The 20,289-nt window shown below is 64.0% G+C and carries 15 protein-coding genes; 4 read left to right on the forward strand and 11 right to left on the reverse strand.

The genetic code is table 11. The features are described 5' to 3' along the window. Positions 1–57: 57 nt before the first annotated feature. Both GUY37_RS16450 and GUY37_RS16455 read right to left on the reverse strand, forming a co-directional pair. Positions 58–435 (reverse strand): cupin domain-containing protein, encoded by a 378-nt coding sequence (locus tag GUY37_RS16450; RefSeq protein WP_166827809.1) that lies wholly within the window; start codon positions 433–435, stop codon positions 58–60. A gap of 28 nt (positions 436–463) precedes the next feature. Next, entirely contained in the window at positions 464–1,177 is a 714-nt protein-coding gene (locus GUY37_RS16455; RefSeq protein ID WP_166827813.1) for a FadR/GntR family transcriptional regulator, read from the reverse strand. 518 nt (positions 1,178–1,695) lie between these two features. On the opposite strand from GUY37_RS16455, the gene GUY37_RS16460 reads away from it, so the two are divergent. Next, complete coding sequence (locus GUY37_RS16460) at positions 1,696–3,489, forward strand: ATP-binding protein (protein ID WP_166827816.1); 1,794 nt, start codon at positions 1,696–1,698, stop codon at positions 3,487–3,489. 92 nt (positions 3,490–3,581) lie between these two features. Here GUY37_RS16460 and GUY37_RS16465 read toward each other — a convergent pair whose 3' ends face one another. From GUY37_RS16465 to GUY37_RS16500, 8 genes are all read right to left on the reverse strand, one after another. Next, positions 3,582–4,991 (reverse strand): FAD-dependent oxidoreductase, encoded by a 1,410-nt coding sequence (locus GUY37_RS16465; RefSeq protein ID WP_208094707.1) that lies wholly within the window; start codon positions 4,989–4,991, stop codon positions 3,582–3,584. A gap of 12 nt (positions 4,992–5,003) precedes the next feature. Continuing rightward, complete coding sequence (fdxA, locus tag GUY37_RS16470; RefSeq protein ID WP_166827819.1) at positions 5,004–5,330, reverse strand: ferredoxin; 327 nt, start codon at positions 5,328–5,330, stop codon at positions 5,004–5,006. After that, positions 5,327–6,136 carry a uroporphyrinogen-III C-methyltransferase gene (cobA, locus tag GUY37_RS16475; RefSeq protein WP_166827822.1) on the reverse strand — a complete coding sequence of 270 codons (810 nt, stop codon included), beginning with the start codon at positions 6,134–6,136 and terminating at the stop codon, positions 5,327–5,329. The genes fdxA and cobA overlap by 4 nt, the downstream gene beginning before the upstream one ends. Continuing rightward, complete coding sequence (locus GUY37_RS16480; RefSeq protein ID WP_166827825.1) at positions 6,133–7,533, reverse strand: sulfate adenylyltransferase subunit 1; 1,401 nt, start codon at positions 7,531–7,533, stop codon at positions 6,133–6,135. The genes cobA and GUY37_RS16480 overlap by 4 nt, the downstream gene beginning before the upstream one ends. Continuing rightward, positions 7,533–8,477 (reverse strand): sulfate adenylyltransferase subunit CysD, encoded by a 945-nt coding sequence (gene cysD / locus GUY37_RS16485; RefSeq protein ID WP_166827828.1) that lies wholly within the window; start codon positions 8,475–8,477, stop codon positions 7,533–7,535. Before cysD ends, GUY37_RS16480 begins: the two co-directional genes overlap by 1 nt. Continuing rightward, entirely contained in the window at positions 8,474–9,259 is a 786-nt protein-coding gene (locus tag GUY37_RS16490; RefSeq protein ID WP_166827831.1) for a phosphoadenylyl-sulfate reductase, read from the reverse strand. Before GUY37_RS16490 ends, cysD begins: the two co-directional genes overlap by 4 nt. Then, positions 9,256–10,980 (reverse strand): nitrite/sulfite reductase, encoded by a 1,725-nt coding sequence (locus tag GUY37_RS16495; protein WP_166827834.1) that lies wholly within the window; start codon positions 10,978–10,980, stop codon positions 9,256–9,258. The genes GUY37_RS16490 and GUY37_RS16495 overlap by 4 nt, the downstream gene beginning before the upstream one ends. Before the next feature lie 128 nt (positions 10,981–11,108). Then, positions 11,109–12,074 carry a sirohydrochlorin chelatase gene (locus GUY37_RS16500; protein ID WP_166827837.1) on the reverse strand — a complete coding sequence of 322 codons (966 nt, stop codon included), beginning with the start codon at positions 12,072–12,074 and terminating at the stop codon, positions 11,109–11,111. Between the two features lie 429 nt (positions 12,075–12,503). Here GUY37_RS16500 and GUY37_RS16505 point away from each other — a divergent pair, with 429 nt between their 5' ends. Beyond that, positions 12,504–13,424 carry a sulfite exporter TauE/SafE family protein gene (locus GUY37_RS16505; RefSeq protein WP_166827840.1) on the forward strand — a complete coding sequence of 307 codons (921 nt, stop codon included), beginning with the start codon at positions 12,504–12,506 and terminating at the stop codon, positions 13,422–13,424. A gap of 498 nt (positions 13,425–13,922) precedes the next feature. Further along, positions 13,923–15,764: a DUF5635 domain-containing protein gene (locus GUY37_RS16510; protein ID WP_166827843.1), complete on the forward strand. Its 1,842-nt coding sequence runs from the start codon at positions 13,923–13,925 to the stop codon at positions 15,762–15,764. Positions 15,765–16,065: 301 nt separating this feature from the next. Here GUY37_RS16510 and GUY37_RS16515 read toward each other — a convergent pair whose 3' ends face one another. Then, complete coding sequence (locus tag GUY37_RS16515) at positions 16,066–17,337, reverse strand: MFS transporter (protein ID WP_166827846.1); 1,272 nt, start codon at positions 17,335–17,337, stop codon at positions 16,066–16,068. 423 nt (positions 17,338–17,760) lie between these two features. On the opposite strand from GUY37_RS16515, the gene GUY37_RS16520 reads away from it, so the two are divergent. Beyond that, the gene (locus GUY37_RS16520; protein WP_166827849.1) at positions 17,761–20,289 is read left to right on the forward strand and encodes an excinuclease ABC subunit UvrA; all 2,529 of its coding nucleotides are present in this window, start codon (positions 17,761–17,763) and stop codon (positions 20,287–20,289) included.

A 20,289-nucleotide genomic window follows, 5' to 3' on the forward strand; every position in this document is an offset into this window, starting at 1 on the left:
CTCGTGCGGATCCCCCGCACTGATCAGGTATGGTGCTTCTCCGCGGAGGAGAATACTTCAGTGTGGTGTGGTGCTGTCTGCTGGTCTGTTGGGGGCGGGAAAGCTGAAGACCGAGACGAGCACCGTCTCCCCCGTGTTCCGCAGCGCATGTTTAAGGTTTGCCGGGATGTAGATCGCGTCGCCTTTGGAGAACTCGACAGTCCCCTCTGACGTGATCAGTTCACCTCGGCCTTCAGCTACGAACATGACTTCTGCCGTGCTGTGAGCGAGTTCGGCCGTGGCTGGCTCACCTGGCTGCACTGCCGCAACGCCCAGGCATTGGTTGATGTCGGGAACGTTGGTGTCGCTGAGCAGCATCGCAGATTCGCTGACCTGCCCCGAGGCCGGGTCGAGTCTGACAGAAGTCCTGATGGGCTGGTATTGCTGGTTCGTCATCGAACCTCCTCTTGTATTGTGAAATCGATCAGGAGTGAGGCAGGATACGTAACTTGTTCCTGCTCAGGTGGGTTTTCATGGTCGCGTGGGCAAGATCGACATCTCCAGCAGCAACCGTGTCGAGTACCTGCTGATGTTCCTCGTAGAGCCGGTGTCGATGATCGACATCTTGAAGTGAGAGCTGGTTGATCAGCGCCCAGAGAGGCTGATTGTCGATGGAGATGACTTCGTAGGCGAGCTCTCCCAGCAGCTGGTTGTCGAGAGCAGCGGCGAGTTCGAGATGAAACCGGAGCGCGAGTTGAGTGAACTCCGGTACGCTCTCGGCGACCTGGAGGAGCGCTCCGGCGTTTTCGTGAACCTTTCGTGCCTCGTCGAGGGCGGCATGACTGCTCGCGAGTCCTCCGGCGATGCTCGGCTCGATCACTAATCGCGTATCGATGACATGTTCCGGGCGTGCACCGTACTGGAACTGTTCGGATGATTGCAGGCGCTCGACTCTCGTCGAGATGTAGGTGCCGTCCCCGTGACGGACATCGATGACCCCGATCATGTCGAGGGCGAAGATTGCCTCGCGAACAGTGCTCCGGGAGGCGTTATAGCGTTCGGCAAGGTCCCGATCCGATGGCAGCTTCTTTTCCGTCCGGCCGTCTTCGGCCTGAATCTCTCGCAGAAGATCCTGCGCGATCGGAATGTATCGCCGCTTCGGCTGCGCCGCCTTAGGCGAGTGGTCCGATGACTTCATGCTCAAAGGTTAGACCAGTTGCTTACTCGCCGTCAACGGCGGGCACCGAACTAGGTGACCACCTCTTCCAAAGCCCGCCCTATCTCGAGGCGATAGTCGCAGAAGGTTATGATCGGGGACGGCCAACGCCTTTGTCGTCGTCCCCGAACCAACAGCCGCGTCAGCTCCCGGCACCCGCCTCCGCGGTCAGGTGAGCACGCGCCTCGGCGAGCATGGACTCGCGGGTCGCGAGCTTCACGCACTCACGTCCCTCAGCCCCTAAGCCCCTAAGCCCCTAAGCCCCTAAGCCCCTAAGCCCCTAAGCCCCTAAGCCCCTAAGCCAAGCTACTAGGACGACCAGGCGTGCAACTTTGCATATTTGAAGTGATAGTCAGAAGGTCTTGCGCTTGAGCAGACGGCACCGGAAAACTTGCGGTTACTACCGGTCAGACGATTACTCGTGCAACCGATCAGCGAAGTCAAAACTTATACTTATACTTATACTTGCAAACCTACAATCACAAGTATAAGTTTGAAACATGGAATTGACTGTTGACAATCTCGATGCCGTCCTAGCCGACATGAGAAAACATCGGGGCGACACGATTGATGTCGAAGTCAAACGTGCATCTGGAGGGCTGCCTCAAAGCATCGGGACGACGATCAGCGCATTTGCGAATATGCCCGACGGCGGCCTGATCGTGCTGGGGGTCAATGAAGCCGAGGGATTCTCCATCAACGGTGTCACCGACCCTGCTGGGCTTGAGGCCGCTGTAGTCTCTGTAGCTCGGAACTTTGTGGAACCGCCTCCTTATATCGAGGCAGCAACAATCGACTATGAAGGGCTCTCCGTAGTTCTTACCCGAGTCGAGGGACTCCCGCCACGAGAGAAGCCGTCACGATACAAAGGAAAGGCATACTTACGACAGGCGGACGGCGACTATGTCATGAGTTCGGCCGATCTGCACATGTTGGAAGTCGCTAAACTCAACGACACGGAAAGAATCAACGGCGACACACAACAAGTGCCGGGCACAACACTTCAAGACCTGGATCAGGAATTGGTGTCGGCATTCCTCAGACAGATCCGATCCCAATCATCGAGGCTGCGCGACCAAGACGATCAAACCGTGCTGCGACAGCTTGGAGTCATCACACCAGACGAATCCCTCACCGTGGCAGGCATCTATGCTCTGGGAAACTTTCCGCAAGGACTCCTGCCTGCACTCCAAGTGACGGCAGCTGTTCAACTCCCCCGAGACGGTGGAAGCGCCCGAACTCAAAACCTCAGGCATTTCGACGGCCCCTTGCCGGTACTGCTGGACGAACTCATGGACTGGGTGACAGCAAACCTGACCACGCGCCAGCAGTATCAACCGAACGGCCATCTCCGTAACACTCTGGAAATTCCCCCAAGAGCCGTCAGAGAAGCTCTCGTTAATGCGCTTGTCCACCGCGATCTGAGTCCGGACACCCTTGGTCTCGGCAAGTCGGTCCAAGTGAGAATCAATAACCGAGTTCTGACCATCACAAATCCAGGCGGTTTGCGAGGACTGACACTGTCTCAGATCACGAGCAATTCACCCGCACAGGCGGCGGTCAATCAACGACTCTATGGCATCGCGAAGTATCTTCGCACCAGTGACGGAGAAAACGTCATCGAGGGCGAAGGAGGCGGCGTTAAGGAAATTCTGCGTGCGACGGTGGAATCCGATCTGCATCGTCCTCAGCTGGTCGACACCGGAGTCCAATTCACGGCGAATCTTTGGCGTGGGTCAGCATTTTCGCCCGAGGACTCTGCCTGGCTGGCAAGAAACTCGAGTGGACATGAACTCACGCATCTGCAGAAACAAGTGTTGCTGAAGGCTCGAGACGGAGAACATTGGGACATCAACACTCTGCGCCAAGAGTTCTCGCCGCTGTCATCAGTTGAAGCAGAAGATCAGCTCAGCGACCTCGTACGTTGGGGGCTTGTCGAAACCAGCTTCGAACAGAGCAACTCTATTGACTTCACCAACGAAAACGTGCCTGAAGTTTCGAAATTACCGCACGAAAGAGCCCCCAGCAGCAGTCTGTCGCCCAATGTCTCCCAAGCCCTGCCGGTGAAACAGCCTATCGCTGACTCGTCCGACAAGGAGCGAAAACTGTCGAAGAATGCCCCTCAAGTGTTGGCAGCAATTGAGCGGGGTAACGCAACCATTCCCCAGATCGCGGCGGCCGTCGGCTTGAACCACAATCAGGTGAGGTACGCCCTGAAGAGCCTCGAGGCACATCGTCGAGTCTTCATGGACGGCGGCCAGGGCAGAAGGGATACCCGGTACACGCTGCTCTAAAGCCCAACGATGGAGAGCGGTGGTAGGCAATTCAGTCGGAGTCTATCCAATGATGGAAAATCCGATCGGACCGCTCGCCAATTCCACGTCCCTCAGCTCCCGGCGTTCGCGTCCGCGGTCAGGTGGGCCCGCGCCTCGGCGAGCATGGCCTCGCGGGTCGCGAACTTCACGCGCTCACGTCCCTCGGCCTCGCCGAGGCTCTTTTCCGCCGTCTCCAGCCGGTGGTAGCCCTCCCAATCCGTGAAGTCGACGCCCTTGGATTCGAGCAGCTCGACGATCGACTCCTCCCCCGGGTACACGGGTTCGGTCAGCGCACCGGCATCTTGGTCGGTGAGGATGTGCCCGATCGTCTCCAGGGCATCACCCTTCGTGTGCCCGATGAGCCCGACGGGTCCGCGCTTGATCCACCCGGTCGCGTACACGCCGGGGATGACGTCCGCCTCGGCGGCCTGTGACTGATCGTCCGTGTCGACTACACGGCCCTCGTGATTGGGGATGACGCGCTTGGCCTCGTCGAAGGGCAGCTGCGGCAGCTGCGTGCCCGCATATCCGATGGCCCGGTAGACGGCGTCGATGTCCCAGTCGTGGAACTCCCCCGTCCCCGTGACCCCACCGGCCCCGTCGAGTTCCTGACGTTCCGTGCGCAGCCCGGTCACCCGATCCTCACCGAGGATGGCCACCGGTGCGTGGAGGAAGTGCAGGTGCAGGCGCCGCTTGGCTCCCGTCTCCTCGCGCAGCGCGAAGTCCGTGAGCGTCTTCGTCACCTGCTTGACCTGATTGCTCGACTCGATGGACTCGAGCGAACCCTGATCGAACTCAAAGTCCTCCGCATAGACGATGATGTCGACATCGGCGACCTGCCCGAGCTCACGCAGCTCCAGAGGCGTGAACTTCGCCTGCGCGGGACCGCGCCTGCCGAAGATGTGGACGTCGGTGACACGGGAGTCCTTCAGCCCCATATAGACATGGTCGGGGATCTCCGTGGTGTGCAGATCATCGGCCTGCTTCGCAAGCACCCGAGCCACGTCGAGGGCGACGTTGCCGTTGCCGAGGACGGCGACCTTCTCCGCCTCCAGCGGCCACGTCTGCGGCACATCGGGATGTGAGTCGTACCAGTTGACGAAGTCCGCGGCCCCATAGGAGCCGGGCAGGTCGATGCCCGGCAGATCGAGAGGTGCATCGACGAAGCACCCGGTGGAGAAGATCACCGCATCGTAGCGGTCGGTGAGCTCGCCGAGGTTGATGTCGGCTCCGTATTCGACGTTGCCGAACAGGCGGATGTCGCCCCGGTCGAGGACCTTGATGAGCGCGTTGATGATGCCCTTGATCCGGGGATGGTCGGGGGCGACTCCGTAGCGGACGAGTCCGAAGGGTGAGGGCAGGCGTTCGAACAGGTCGATGCTCAAGTCGAGGTCATGTTCGGCCTTCGTCAGCAGGTCGGCGGCGTAGATGCCGGCAGGTCCGGCGCCGATGATGGCGACGCGAAACGGTGTGGTGGTCATTTGTGTCCTCGTTCAGTCGTCGGTGTTCTGCGGGGGTAGGCCCGCGATGAATGAATGGTCTTTGTCGATGACCCCGTGGGCGGCGGCCCCGCCCGGGGAGCCGATGTCGTCGAAGAATTCGACGTTCGCAGCATAGTAGGCCTCCCACTCGTCGGGGACATCGTCTTCGTAGAAGATCGCCTCGACGGGGCAGACGGGTTCGCAGGCCCCGCAGTCGACGCATTCGTCGGGATGGATGTAGAGGGAGCGGGTGCCTTCGTAGATGCAGTCGACCGGGCATTCTTCGATGCAGGCGCGGTCCTTCACGTCCACGCAGGGCTGCGCGATGATGTAGGTCATGGGTTCCTCAGCAGTTCGGCTGTGTGCGTGGCGGGGTCGAGCGCCGAGTTGAACGCACCGTCGGCGTAGGGGCTCAGGGTCACGACGTCCCCTGCGACGATGATCGCCGGTGACCGGACGCCTCGGCGGGCGGCGTGGAAGGCGATCGTGCCCAGCGTCCCGATCGTCACCCGCTGCCGATCACCGAATCCGTCCTCGACGATCGCCACAGGGCAGTCGGTTCCGCGTTCACCGGCGGCGAGCACCCCGGCCGAGTGGATGAGGGTGCCCACGCCCATGAGGATGACGACCGTGTGGTCGCGTCCCCCTCCGATCTCGGCGACCTGGTCGTGACCGGTCGCGACCGTGTACGAGGTGGCCACGCCTCGGTGGGTGAGCGGGATTCCGGCGAGCGCGGTCACGGAGTTCGCGCTGGTCACCCCGGGCACGACGCGCACGTCGATGCCCGCGGCCCGGCAGTGGGCGATCTCCTCTCTCCCACGTCCGAAGACGAAGGGGTCCCCGCCCTTGAGGCGGACGACCCGCAGACCCCTCTGGGCCTGTTCGACGAGGATGTCGTTGATCCGATCCTGCGGCACCGGGTGATGCCCCGGCTGCTTGCCGACATCGATGATCTGGGCCGGCAGGGCCTCGCTGCGTTCGGCCTCGAGTTGGTCGATGACAGAGCGCGCGCCGAGGCGGTCGGCCACGATGACCTCGGCACGTTCCAATGCGCGCAGACCGGCGACGGTGAGCAGCCCGAGGTCTCCGGGACCGGCTCCGATGAGCAGCACGCTGCCCGGGGTCTGCGGTGGGAAATGCGTCATGAGACCGGCTCCTGTGCGTGGGCCTGGTTGTCTGCGGCTTCGCGTGCCTGCGGGTCGCCTGCCCCGGGCGTGTGGATTCCCGCGGCGAGCGTATTCCCCGACTGCGCGTCGATGATGACGAACGCTCCGGCCGAACCGTGAGCGCGGAAGTCCGGGACCGGCAGCTCGGCGGACAACTTCACCTCGGCCAGGCCGATGTCATTGCCGGCGAGCGCCTCGGCGGGTTCGATCCGTGAGGTCTCGAGGTTGCGGCGGGCGGTGACGGTGACGATGGCCTTCACCGTCGTCGTGCCCGTCTTCACGAGCACCCGCTGGCCGGTGCGCAGGCCGTCGGCGGTGAAGGGGAACACCTCGGAGCGCAGCTCCCGCCGCGGTTCGGGCAGGGTACCTGCGGCGGCGATGACGCTGCCGCGTGCCGTATCGACGTCGTCGGCCAACCGCAGCGCCACCGACAGGGGTGCGCTCGCGGTCTCGAGGGGACCGTCGGCGGTGTCGATGCCGATGACCGTCGACGTCACCCCGGCCGGGTGGATCTCGATCTCATCGCCGAGGCGGACCTGACCCGAGGTGATCTGTCCGGCCACGGCCCGGTAGTCGCGGTAGTAGTCGAGGTCGAGTCCCGGTGCCAGTCCCCCTTGCGGGCGCAGCACCGTCTGCACGTCGAGGCGGAAGGGTTCGAAGTCCGCGGTGTCCGCATCCGCGCTCGGCAGGGTCTCGAGGAGGTCGAGCAGCGCCGATCCCTGATACCAGGGGGTGTTGTCCGAGGTGGTGGCGATGTTGTCCCCGGCCAGGGCGGAGATCGGGATGAGGTGCGGGGTGTCGAGGCCGATCTCTGCCGCGAGGTCCTTCACATCGTTTTCGACGCTGTCGATCGCCTGCTGGTCGAAGTCGAGCAGGTCGATCTTGTTGATCGCGATGATGACGTGAGGGATGTTCAGCCGGGAGACGACGGTCAGGTGCCGGCGGGTCTGTTCGGTCGCGCCGGTGCGGGCGTCGATGAGGACGACGACGGCGTCGGCGGTCGAGGCTCCCGTGACCATGTTCCGGGTGTACTGCACGTGCCCGGGGCAGTCGGCGAGGATGAACGAGCGTTTGTCCGTGGCGAAGTAGCGGTAGGCGACGTCGATCGTGATGCCCTGTTCGCGCTCGGCCCGCAGACCGTCGGTGAGCAGGGCGAAGTCGAACTCGCCGCCTAAGAATCCGCGTTCCCGACTGGTCGCTGTGACAGCGCCGAGCTGGTCGGCCAGGATCGCCTTCGCATCGTGGAGGAGTCGGCCGACGAGTGTGGACTTGCCGTCGTCGACGGATCCGGCCGTGGCGAAGCGCAGCAGCGTCTTCGTCGTCGTGTCCACCGAGGCGGCTGTGTCGCTGGTGGTGCTGGTGGGTGTGGTCGTCATCAGAAGTACCCGTCTTTCTTCCGGTCTTCCATGGCCGCGGCCGAGATCCGGTCGTCGGCGCGTGTGGCACCGCGCTCGGTCACGGTGGTGGCGGCCACCTCGGCGAGGATGGATTCGAGGTCACCGGCGGCCGATTCCACGGCCCCGGTGCAGCTCATGTCTCCGACGGTGCGGTAGCGGACCGTCTTGCGGGTGAGCGTCTCGTCGTCGCGCGGGACGGAGAATTCGCCGGTCGCCCACCACATGCCATCGCGGTTGAAGACCTCGCGTTCGTGGGCGAAGTAGAGCTCGGGCAGGGCGATGTCCTCCCGGGCGATGTAGCTCCACACGTCGAGTTCGGTGAAGTTCGAGATCGGGAACACGCGGACGTGTTCGCCGGGCAGGTGGCGGCCGTTGTAGAGGTTCCACAGCTCGGGGCGTTGGCTGCTGGGGTTCCACCCGCCGAATTCGTCGCGCAGTGACAGGATGCGCTCCTTCGCCCGGGCCTTGTCCTCGTCCCGGCGGGCCCCACCGAACACGGCGTCGAATCCGCCGTCGGAGATGGCGTCGAGCAGCGGCTGGGTCTGGAGGGTGTTGCGGGTGCCGTCGGGGCGTTCGCGCAGCCGACCATCGTCGATGTAGTCCTGCACCTTGGCGACCGTGAGGTCGAGTCCGAAACGCTGGGCGGTCTCGTCGCGGAAGCGGATGATCTCGGGGAAGTTGTGTCCGGTGTCGACGTGGAGGAGTCCGAAGGGGATCTTCGCCGGCCAGAAGGCCTTCGCTGCGAGGTGGAGGACGGTCACGGAGTCCTTGCCGCCGGAGAACAGCAGCACGGGGTTGTCGAACTCGGCGGCGACCTCACGGATGATGTGGATCGCCTCGGATTCGAGGATGTCGAGGGTGGACAGGGTGTCTGTGGGTGTCCCTGTTGTCGTCGAGGTGGTCAGTAAGGTGTCGATGGTCATGTGTGGAGTCCGCATTCTGTCTTGTTCGTGCCTGACCAGCGGCCGGCTCGGGGGTCTTCGCCTTCGGCGACGGGGCGGGTGCAGGGTTGGCAGCCGATCGACGGGTAGCCCTGCGACAGCAGAGGGTTGACCGGCACATCGAAGGCACGGGCGTAGTCGGTGAGGTCGTCGAAGGACCATGCGGCCAGAGGGTTGACCTTGACCAGGCCGTTCTTCTCATCGAAGGTGATCAGCGGCGTGTTGATCCGGGTCGGAGCCTCGTCGCGGCGGACCCCGGTGAACCAGAGTTCGTAGCCGTTCAGTGACTTCTTCAGGGGCGCGACCTTGCGGCGGGCGCAGCACAGGCCGGGGTCGCGGGCGAAGAGGTCCTTGCCGAATTCGGCGTCCTGCTCTTCCACGGTCTGCTCCGGGAGGACGTCGACGATGTGGACATCGACCTTCCGGGCCACCTCGTCGCGGGTGTCATAGGTCTCACGAAAGTGGTAGCCGGTGTCGAGGAAGAGGACGTCGACTCCGGGCTGGTACTGGGCGACGTAGTGCGGCAGGGCGGCGTCGGCCATCGAGCAGGCCACGGCGCACGCGGCGGTCTCGAAGTTCCGGGACACCCAGCGGATAACGTCGGCGGGGTTGGCCTCGGGGACCCCGTTCTCCGGGTCACCGCCGAGTTCGCGGGCTCCCGCCTCGGCGAGGGCTTTCAGTTCCTCGATGGGTCGCGGTTCGGGACGCCGGCTCTGACCTGGGGTGTCTGCCCGGGTCGCGGTGGTCGTGTCGGTGCTGCTCATGTCAGTTCCTCCTCGTCGACGCGGTGGGCCCATTCGGAGAATGTCTCGGTCTCTGATCGTCCGGCGAGGAATCGGCGGACGAGTTTCTCGACGTAGTCGGTGAGGTTCTCGGCGGTGACCTTGAGCCCGCGGACGGTGCGGCCGAGTCCGGCTTCGTCCCGGTCCTTCGAGGCCAGGCCGCCGCCGACGTGGACCTGGAAGCCGGGGACCTGCTCCCCGTCGTCGGTGGTGACGATCTGGCCCTTGAGCCCGATGTCGGCGGTCTGGATGCGGGCGCAGGAGTTCGGGCAGCCGTTGAGGTGGAGGCTGATCGGGTGGGGCAGGTCGATGCCGGCGAGGTGCTCTTCGAGCTTCTCGACGGCGTCGGCGGCGGTCTGCTTGGTCTCGACGATGGCGAGTTTGCAGAACTCGATGCCGGTGCACGCGATCGTCGAGCGGCGGAAGAGGTCCTTGCGGCTGGACAGGCCCAGGGCGTCGAGACCGGCGACGACGTCATCGACATCAGCTTCGTCGATGTCGAGCAGCAGGACCTTCTGGTGCGGGGTGGTGCGCAGCCGGGTGGATCCGAACTTCTCGGCGAGGTCGACGAGCTGGCCGAGCAGGGTGCCCGAGGCACGGCCGGCGATGAGGGTGACGCCGATGAAGTAGCGGCCGTCGGCCTGTTTGTGCACGCCGACGTGGTCGCCTGCCGTCAGGGGTTTGGCCGGTGCGGGACCGTCGGCGAGTCTGTACCCGAGGTATTCGGTCTCGAGGATCTCGCGGAGCTTCTCCGGTCCCCAGTCGGCGAGCAGGAACTTCATGCGGGCCTTGTTGCGCAGGCGGCGGTAGCCGTAGTCGCGGAAGATCTGGGTGACACCGAGCCACGTCTCGACGACTTGGTCGGGGGCGACCCAGGTGCCGAGGCGTTCGGCGAAGCGGGGGACGACGGACAGGGCGCCGCCGACCCACAGGTCGTAGCCGATGCCGTGCTCGGGGTGTTCGACGGCGACGAAGGAGCAGTCGTTGATCTCGTGGACGACGTCCTGGCTGGGGTGGCCGGTGATCGCGGTCTTGTATTTGCGCGGCAGGTTCGACAGCGACTCGTCGCCGATGTAGCGCCGCGAGATCTCTTCGATCGCCGGGGTGGGGTCGATGAGCTCGTCGGCGGCGATGCCGGCCACGGGTGAGCCGAGGATGACGCGGGGGACGTCGCCGCAGGCTTCGGTGGTCTGCAGGCCGACGGCTTCGAGGCGCCGCCAGATCTCGGGCATGCTCTCGATCTCGACCCAGTGGAGTTGGATGTTCTGCCGGTCGGTGAGGTCGGCGGTGCCCCGGGCGAACTCGTTGGAGATGTCCGCGATGACCCGCAGCTGTTCGGTGGAGAGCTTGCCGCCGTCGATGCGGATGCGGAGCATGAAGTATTCGTCTTCGAGCTCATGCGGTTCGAGTTTCGCGGTGCGGCCGCCGTCGATGCCGGGTTTGCGCTGCGTGTACAGGCCCCACCAGCGGAAGCGGCCGTGCAGGTCATCAGGATCGATCGAGGAGAATCCGTGCTTCGAGTAGGTCTCTTCGATGCGGGAGCGAACGTTGAGGCCGTTGTCTTCGGCCTTGTCGATCTCGTTTTTGTTCAACGGTTCATGGCCGTCGACCTTCCACTGCCCATTGGACTTCTTCGGGCGCGCGGGCCGCTTTGCGGCTCGTTTACCTGCTGTTTCCTTGTTCTCTTCCACCTGAGTGGACATTGCTGTCTCCAAACGCTGAGGGGAACCAGTGATGAGTCACGCTACATGAATGCCGAATTGCTCAACAACTCTCCGGAGAAATTGTGTCATGGAGTGACATATGACGACACAGACCGCTGAGGGCGCGGTCAGGCGTTGAGCACTTGCGGGACGGGGTCGTGGGTTTGGGTGCGATTGTGAGCCTGGGCGCGATCGTGGGCGTCGCCTTCGGCATGGGCGGCGCCGAGGCTGCCGTCTTGCCCGCGGCCGCGGACGCCTTCGCGGACACGGTCGCGGACGTCTTCGCGCACTCGGTCGCGGACGTGGGGGCCTTCGCGGACGTGGGCGCCTTCGCGGACACGGTCGCGGACGAGATCGACGAGCCGGGGCGGCACGGCGGCAGCACTGCTGCCGCCGGTGAGCAGGGGCGGAGCAAGGACGCCCACCGGGCCACTGCCTGCAGCACCGCTCCTCGCGCCGCCACTCACACCGCCGCCCTCGACGAGTTTGCGTGCGAGGTCGTCGAAGAAGCCCGGGGCCAGCAGATAGTTCGCAAGCACGGGGCGGGCGCCGCGGCTCCGACTCTCCTCGACGAGGTCTTTCAACGGCACTCCCGCGCCGGCGAGGAATCCGACCTCGACGGGACGCTCGAGCTCTGCGGCCAACAGCCTGCCCATCTCACGGCAGGACTCGTTCGCCCGCTCGTCGCTCGAGCCTGCCGCGGCAAGGATCACCTGATCACTTACGCGCAGCGGCGGGAGGCAGTTGGCGAGAACTTCCGCGAGCCGGGGCTCGGGCCCGAGGGTGGGGGCGAGCCGAACGTCGCGGCCGGCACCTTCGGCACGACCGACCGCTTCGGCGAGGTCGACGTGGACGTGATACCCCGGCGAGAGCAGCAGCGGCACGAGGACGACCGGACGATCGTCGGGCAGGCGGGCGATCACCTCGTCGACATCGGGGCTCTGGACGTCCACATGGCCGAGCATCACCTCGCCGGCGAGCCCACGGATGCGCAGGTCCGTGGCGACCTCGGCCGCGAGCACCTCAATGAGGACCTGGCCCGTAGGCGATGAGGTTCCGTGGGAGATCAGGCCCACCGACGGCAGGCCCGTCATCGCCGACGCTCCTGGGCAGTTCCCTGCGCCCGCTCCCCCACGGGCCCCGGCGCCGCCGAGGCCACCGGGGCCCCCGAGGTCACCCAGGTCATCGGGGCCGCCGGGGCTACCGAACAGGCCGATTGCTCAACGACTGAGCGACCAGATCGAGCAGTGATCGTCACGAGTGAATGCATTCGCACAGCGTAACCCATCCACCTCGACACCGCACACAGCCCATTCATCTGCGAAATTTCGCCATTCTCCGTCATTTTTCGACACATCGCTACCGAGTTCGTAGGATTGCGCCCGGCTTTCCATTCTGCTCAACAGTTTCGCTAGTGTGTGCTGTCAACGCGCTTCTGCGTTTCTCACACCGTCCGCACCGTCGACGTCGTTCACATCGTCTGCGCCTCCACATCCTTCGCGTCATCCACGAAAGGCAAGCACATGCGTCAGCTCATCATCCTCGGAATAGTCGGCCTCGTCGCGCAGCTCATCGACGGCTCCCTGGGCATGGCCTATGGGGTCACCTCAACCACGCTGCTGCTCGCTGCGGGTACGGCACCGGCGGCTGCCTCGGCGGCGGTGCACTTCTCTGAGCTGGGCACGACTCTGGTCTCGGGGATCTCCCATCACCGGTTCGGCAATGTCGACTGGAGGACGGTCGGGGTCCTCGCCGGGCCCGGGTTCGTCGGGGCGATCGCCGGATCGACGTTCCTCGCCAGCCTCGACGGGGAGGCCGTGACGCCGTGGATCTCGGGAATCCTGCTCGCGCTCGGGGTCTATGTCATCTGGCGGTTCCTCGCTCTGGGCGGCAGGCGCCCGGAGTTCCGGTCACGGCCGAGCGCGGGGATGCTCGTGCCGGTCGGCTTCGTCGGCGGGGCCCTTGATGCCATCGGCGGTGGCGGCTGGGGTCCGGTCGGGACGACGACGCTGCTGTCATCGGGACGCCTGGAGCCGCGGAAGGTCATCGGGTCGATCGATACGAGCGAGTTCGTCGTCGCCGTCGGCGGTTCGCTCGGGTTCCTCATCGCGCTCGGCTCGCAGGGCATCGAATGGCAGATCGTGGCTGCGCTGCTCGTCGGCGGTGTCATCGCCGCACCCTTCGCCGCGTGGCTGGTGAAGTTGCTGCCGGCGAAGGTGCTGGCCGTCGCTGCGGGAGGCATCATCATCCTCACGAACGTCCGCACCATCCTTCTCACCTTCGGGCTCGAGAGCTCGTCGGTGTGGCTGGCACTCGGAGTCTTGGCTCTCGTGTGGTTCGCGCTGCTCGCTCACGTCGTGCGGGTCGAGCGGACTGCGGCGAAGGCACGGCGGGCGGAGGAGGACGCGGCGGAGGCCGGGTCGGAAGCACCCGTCGGCCGGTGAGGCCTCCGGCGGTGCGGCTTTCTGCCGGTGAGGCCTTCGGCCGGTGAGCGGCCCTCACTCCGCTGCCGCGGCACCCAGTCGCCTCAGCCTCACCGCCGCCTCAGCGCCTCGGGTCAGTTTCGCCCGGATTCCCCGCCGCCAAGCCACCCAACCGCCTCGGGTAACGCGAATCTCGAAAATCACGCCACCAGCGACGCGAAAAACGAGTTTCGCGTTACCCGAGGCCGCCGCGAGGCAACCTAGACCTCGATGCCGTTCGCTACGCATCGACCAACGTTCCACTAGTACTTGTCGACTTCCACGCAGCGAAAGACCGACATACGCGCTGAACGACGCTGAACACGCTTCCCTGCAACAGGTGACAAGTCGGGGATTAGAAAGGGTTTGCGGATGAGGCGCTGTCACTTTCAAGCGCGACCGCCATCATTTCTAAAAGGGAATGTACCATTCGACACGAAGATCTACTTTTCATTTAAGACCCAGTGTAAAGTGAAAGTCATGAGCGGATCGCGAAATGAGTTTCCCTTTGAGCCTGGAACTGAGTTGATGGCAGACCGTGCACGTTCTCGCGAGGCAGTGGAAGCTTGCCTGCGCTCGCTGAGGGCAGGCGTGTTACCAGACAGCGCAGAACGCCAGCGAGTAGATTTCAAAGAGGAAGCTGGTCGCCGAGGAGTTGCCGGAAGCTTACTGCCTGGAGTTTCAGAGAATACGAAGGCCGCCGATCAGCTCGCAGATGAAGTTGCCGCAATGGCCAATACGCCTGGAGGCGGGGCACTGATCATAGGCGTAGAAGATCGCTCAGGAGATCTTCTCGGCACAGATCTGGACATTGAGTGGCTTCGCCAGCAGATTTACAGGCGAGTCGAAGTTGCGCCAGAGATTCAAGAGCACATCGAGCAGGGAATCCGACTGCTTGTGATCTACACAGCCGAAGCACGCGAACCCGTGGACGATACAAGTGGACGTATTCGTTGGAGGGTAGGGGCTGCCTCAATGCCAGTTGACCGAGGCGAATGGTGGGCTCGGCGCCAAGACCGCAGCGGCTGGGATCCTATGGCCAGGCTTACGTCTTTCACCATCGATGACATCAAGCCTGAAGCACTTGCAGTAGCCAGGGACTATTTGGCTAGACGAGACGCCTCGGACGACGCTCAAGCTGACCTGGCGGCAGCCGCAACTGCAGATATGCTAAAACGTATCGGAGTGCTGAGCGTGGACGGCTACCTCACGGAAGCGGGAGCATTGCTGTTTTGCCCTGCGCCGCGCGCATGGCTGACTTGGACCAGACTGGATGTCGAAGGCGGCGACATTCTCGCATTTGACTCTGAGTACGAGGGGTTAAGCCTCCTGGAACAGATAGAGCGAGTCGAAGCACTGTTGGACGCGGCAAATGACAGGATCACACTTCCTGGCGAATTCTCGGAACGCGCGCTTCGGCAACTACCAACTCGTTCGGCTCGAGAGGCCGTGCTCAACGGAGTGGTACATCGGGATTGGAATTTGCAAGAGCCGACGACTGCGACATGGGTCGAAGCCGACGCATCACTGACGGTTCTCTCCCCAGGTGGATTCGTCGGCGGGATTTCATCGGAAAATGTTCTTACCCAGCGCTATAGTCGATATCCCGCTCTGGCCGATGCTTCTCGAGCGCTCGGCCTAGTTGACAAGCAAGGCGTCGGAGTCGACAGAATGTATCGTGAAATGGTGAGCCTTGGACACCGCCCACCATTGCTCGTCGAAGAGCCAGGGCCCCGAGTGCGCGTGCGTCTCGCTGGCGGACAACCACTTCTGCCGATTATTCGACTGACTTCGAAGATCCAACCTGCTGCCCGGCAACGGGACGTCCAGATTGCGCTCATAGTTCATACTCTTCTTCGGTATCCGTTCACCACAGTTCAACGAATGGCGAAAGTGCTACAACGAACTGTCGACGAGGCCAACGAGGCCCTCGAAATAGCGCACAGATGCGTAGTTGACGGGCACCCATTGATTACTCCGCTCAAGAATGTGTGGACGTTGTCGAAGGAAGCTCGACAAATCGTCGGAGGACAAACCACCGATAGAAAAATGCTGCATCGCCAAAGGGTTCTGTGGTTTGTGGCACCCGGCGCCGAAGAGGCTTCAGAGATAGTCAGCCAGTGGTTCGAGGTGCAGGACAGAATCACTTCAGGCGACTATTCCAAGTTGACGAGTATGACCCCGGCAGGCGCGCGAGGTGCGCTAGATCGACTCGTCCAGGAAGAACTTCTGATCCGGGGAGAAGCAGCGGGACGAAACGCTCACTATCTTCCTCCTGTATTCGCCAATCGCGCGTCCGCGAGTTCCTCAGACAGCAGATGAGCGGCTCCCCGACATCGATGGCCCGGCACCCCAAACCGACAGAAAGTTGACTGAAAGCGGATTGCTTTGCATTTAAGACCCATCAGAAAAGCAAAGCAAAATGGACAGTTCGAGAGAGCTTTCCTTTTACAGTTGCCGGTCGCTCATTGGCTGACTGCAAAAGCATCGAAGAGCGCGACCGGCAAGTAGCCCGATGCGGAACAACGGACCCGACTCTGCGAGCGTGCAGGGTCGGGTCCGTTGCATGACGGGGCAGGTCCGCGAGGAGGATGGGCCGTCTCGGCGAGGGTGAGCCGAACGGTCAGCGCTGGCTGTAGAGCTTCCGAGCCATGATCACGCCGATGAGGGAGAGCAGGGACAGCGCGGCGTAGTAGAAGCCGGGGACGGTCAGCAGGCCCGTCGCGCCGAGCAACGCGGTGAGGATGAGCGGGGCGAAGCCGCCGAAGATCGCGACACCGAAGCTGTAGGCGATGGTCATACCGGAGCTGCGGACCTTGACGGGGAACAGTTCGGACAGCAGGGCTGGCATCGGGCCGAAGTAGAAGACCATGAACAGGCCGACGATCGCCTCGCACAGGGTGAGGACGCCGATCGAGGGGTTAGCTTCCAGGAGGATGAACATCGGCCACGCGACGATGATGCCCACGATCGTCGTCGGGATCATCACGGTCGTCGGGCCCACTCGGTCGGCGAGGCGGCCGGCGAACGGTGCGCCGATGAGGGTGATGAGGCCGGCGACGACGGCGCCGGGGAACGCCGCCCACGCGTCGAGGCCGAGGTTGGTGACGGCGAACTGCGGCAGGAATGTGATGAGGTAGACCGAGATCGTGGCCATCGCGATGATGAGGAACGCTGAGAACAGGCGCCCGAAGTGCTCACCGAGGAGCACACGCAGCGGGTTGTCGGTCTTCTCGGCGGCCTTGAACTCGGGGGTGTCGTCCATCTTCGAGCGGATGTACCAGCCGACGGGGCCGATGAGCAGGCCGATGGCGAAGGCCACGCGCCAGCCCCAGGAGTGCAGGGCCTCTTCGCTGAGGGTCGAGCTGAGGATCCATGAGATTCCGGCGGCGAGGAACATCGAGATGCCCTGCGTCGCGGTCTGGAAGGAGGCGTAGTAGGCCTTGCCGCGCTTGGCGTTCTCGGTGAGGAAGGCGGTGGCCGATCCGAATTCTCCGCCGGCGGAGATTCCCTGGATGATGCGGGCGATGATGAGGCCGATCGAGGCCCAGATGCCGATCGTCGCCTCGCCGGGCAGGACGACGATGATGAACACGCCGAGGGTCATCAGACCGATCGTCAGCGACAGGGCCGACTTGCGGCCGTGCTTGTCGGCGTAGCGGCCGATGAGGATGGCGCCCAGCGGTCGGACGACGAAGGTGATGGCGAAGGTCGCCCAGGTCATCAGCTGCGCGGACAGGCCCTCGCCCGGGTAGAAGACCGCGGTGATGGATGTGGCCATGAACCCGAAGAGGATGATGTCATACCATTCAAGGGCGTTGCCCAGTCCGGCCGCGAGTACGGCCTTGCGGGCGCGGGACTTCTCTTCGCGGGACTCGACGGGTGTCTCAGTCATCGTGTGCCTTTGCAGTCGGGAATGTGTTCATTCTATAGAGGATGGGCCTCGTCGCTCGGCTTCCGAGCTCCCGTTACCCGATTGGTCGCGGCTCGGCCCGAGGACGAGCGTAGTACACACGTATCGAACTTAACGTCGCCTCTGTAGGAGCAACCGTGTCCTTACGCCGACAGCGCAGTGATCGATAGACCATCTCTCTCCTCAGAAGTGCGCGAATACGCGGATGGATAGCCGAACTGAACACTTTGCAGGGCTGAAACTGAACAGATTGCAGGAACTGGAATGAACACTTTGCAGGTTTTGAACTGAACAGATTGCAGGTGCTCCGCTGCCTCGACGCTTTCGGTGCGTAGGGAGATCCCGAAGACTCAGGGCGCTGACCGGGTCTGCACTCGTGTCACCCCCGCTTGTTACGATCACGATATGTCGACCGAAGCCCGGAATCCTGCCCCTGCCACAGCGGTCGAGGTCCGCGGTGCCCGCGTGCACAACCTGCGCAGCATCGACATCGACGTGCCCCTGAATACCCTCGTCGCCATCGCCGGCGTCTCCGGGTCGGGCAAGTCTTCGCTGGCCATGGGCGTGCTCTACGCCGAAGGCTCCCGCCGCTATATCGAAGCTCTGTCGACCTATACCCGCCGTCGCATGGCCCAAGCCGCCCGTGCCGATGTCGACACCGTCCGCCACATTCCTGCCGCCCTCGCCCTGCGGCAACGTCCCGGAGTCCCCGGGGTCCGCTCGACCTTCGGCACCTCCACCGAGCTGCTCAACGTCATCCGCCTGATGTTCTCCCGCCTGGCCTCCCACCTCTGCCCGAACGGACACCGGCAGGAACCGACCCTCAACGTCGCCGCCGAGGAACCCTTCGACTGCCCCGAATGCGGTGAGACCGTCCAAGCCCCCGGCGCCGAGGAGCTCGCCTTCAATTCCGGTGGTGCCTGCCCCCGTTGCGAGGGCATCGGCACGATCAGAGAAGTCGATGATGCCTCCCTCATCCGCGACCCCGACATGTCGATCGACGACGGAACGGTCATCCCCTGGCAGATGTTCGGCTTCAACGTCCAACCGCAGATCGCCCGAGAATTCGGGGTCCGCACCGATGTGCCCTGGCGTGACCTCCAGGAGTGGGAACGCGACATCGTCTTCGACGGCCCCGAGGAGAAGAAGCACATCACGGTCACCTCGAAGAAGGGGCTGCACGAGCTCGACTTCACCTTCCGCAACGCCCGCCTGACAGTGACCGAAGAGCTCAAACGCGCCGACAATGAGAAGCGCTTCGCCAGAGTCAGCCGGTTCCTCTCCGAACAGGTCTGCCCCGACTGCCACGGCACCCGCCTCTCCCCTGCAGCCCGGGCACCTCGCATCGGTGAACTCGGCCTCGCCGAGGCAACCGCGATGACCCTCGACGAACTTGTCGACTGGGCGGCAAGTGTTCCGGCCGGGCTCCCGACGCCGATGCAGTCGATGGCCAGATCATTGGTGGACGCGCTGCTCGGGATGGCCCGCCGGCTGCTCGACCTCGGCCTCGGGTACCTCGGACTCGACCGGGCCGGGTCCTCGCTGTCGACGGGTGAACGCCAACGCGTCCAACTCTCCCGGGCGGTTCGCAACGAGACCACCGGGGTCCTCTACGTCCTCGACGAACCCTCCATCGGGCTCCACCCCTCGAATATCAAAGGCCTGCAAGGCGTCATCGCCGACCTCCTCGACGAGGGCAACTCCGTCGTCATGGTCGACCACGATCCGCTCGTCCTCCGCGAAGCCGATCACCTCATCGAGATCGGTCCCGGGTCCGGCCGCGACGGCGGCACGGTCGTGGCCACCGGCACCGTCGCTGACCTCGACCGCCACCGCGAATCCCGCATCGGCCCCTACCTCACCGGACGCGCCGAAACCCTCGTGCGTACTCCCACGGCCGCCTCAGCGACCTTCGATCACGGTCGGATCCGGCTGCGCACCGCACCGATCCACACGGTCCACGCCCTCGACGCGGAGATCCCCCGGCAGCGGCTGACCGTCGTCACGGGAGTGTCCGGATCGGGCAAGACCACCCTCGTCCTCGACAGTCTCGTCCCCGCGCTCAAGGCCGCAGACGAGCGTTCGCGACCCGATCATGTGCGTGAGATCGACGCCGAGAGGATCGACCGCGTCAACGTCGTCGACGCCACCCCGATCGGCATCAACGTCCGCTCCACCGTGGCCACCTATTCCGGCGTCCTCGACGACCTCCGACGTGCGTATGCTCGCCTCGATTCGGCGAAGAACGCCGGGCTGACGGCCGGCGATTTCTCGTACAACACGGGCTCGCTGCGCTGCCCGAAATGCGAAGGCACCGGCGAAATCACCCTCGACGTGCAGTTCCTCCCCGACGTCGACATTCCCTGCCCCGACTGCGAGGGCCGACGATTCAGTCCCGACGCGGATGAGTACTGTCGTGCGTCGGATGCCGATGGCCAGCCGCTGTCGCTGCCGGATCTGCTGGCGATGACCGTCGCCGAGGCGCTCCCCCACCTCGGCGAGATGCGGAAGGTCCATGCCCGGCTGCGGGCACTGCAGGATGTGGGGCTCGGGTATCTCACCCTCCACGAGGCGACACCGGCACTGTCCGGCGGTGAGGCTCAGCGGCTCAAGCTCGCCACCGAACTCGGGAAGTCTCAGCAGCACACGCTCTTCGTCTTCGACGAACCGACCGTGGGCCTGCACCCCGAGGACGTGCGTGTGCTCGTGAGCGTCTTCCAGCAGCTGCTCGACCAGGGCGGAACGGTCCTCGTCATCGAACACGACCTCGACATGATCGCCAACGCCGACTGGATCATCGACCTCGGCCCCGGCGGAGGTCAGGACGGCGGTCAGATCGTGGCGACCGGAACCCCGGGGCAGGTCGCGGACTCCGCACACAGCGTGACCGGTGAGTACCTCAGCGCCCACCTGAAGCCGAACTCTGACGAATAG

This window comes from Brevibacterium limosum (assembly GCF_011617705.1).
Lineage (GTDB): Bacteria > Actinomycetota > Actinomycetes > Actinomycetales > Brevibacteriaceae > Brevibacterium > Brevibacterium limosum.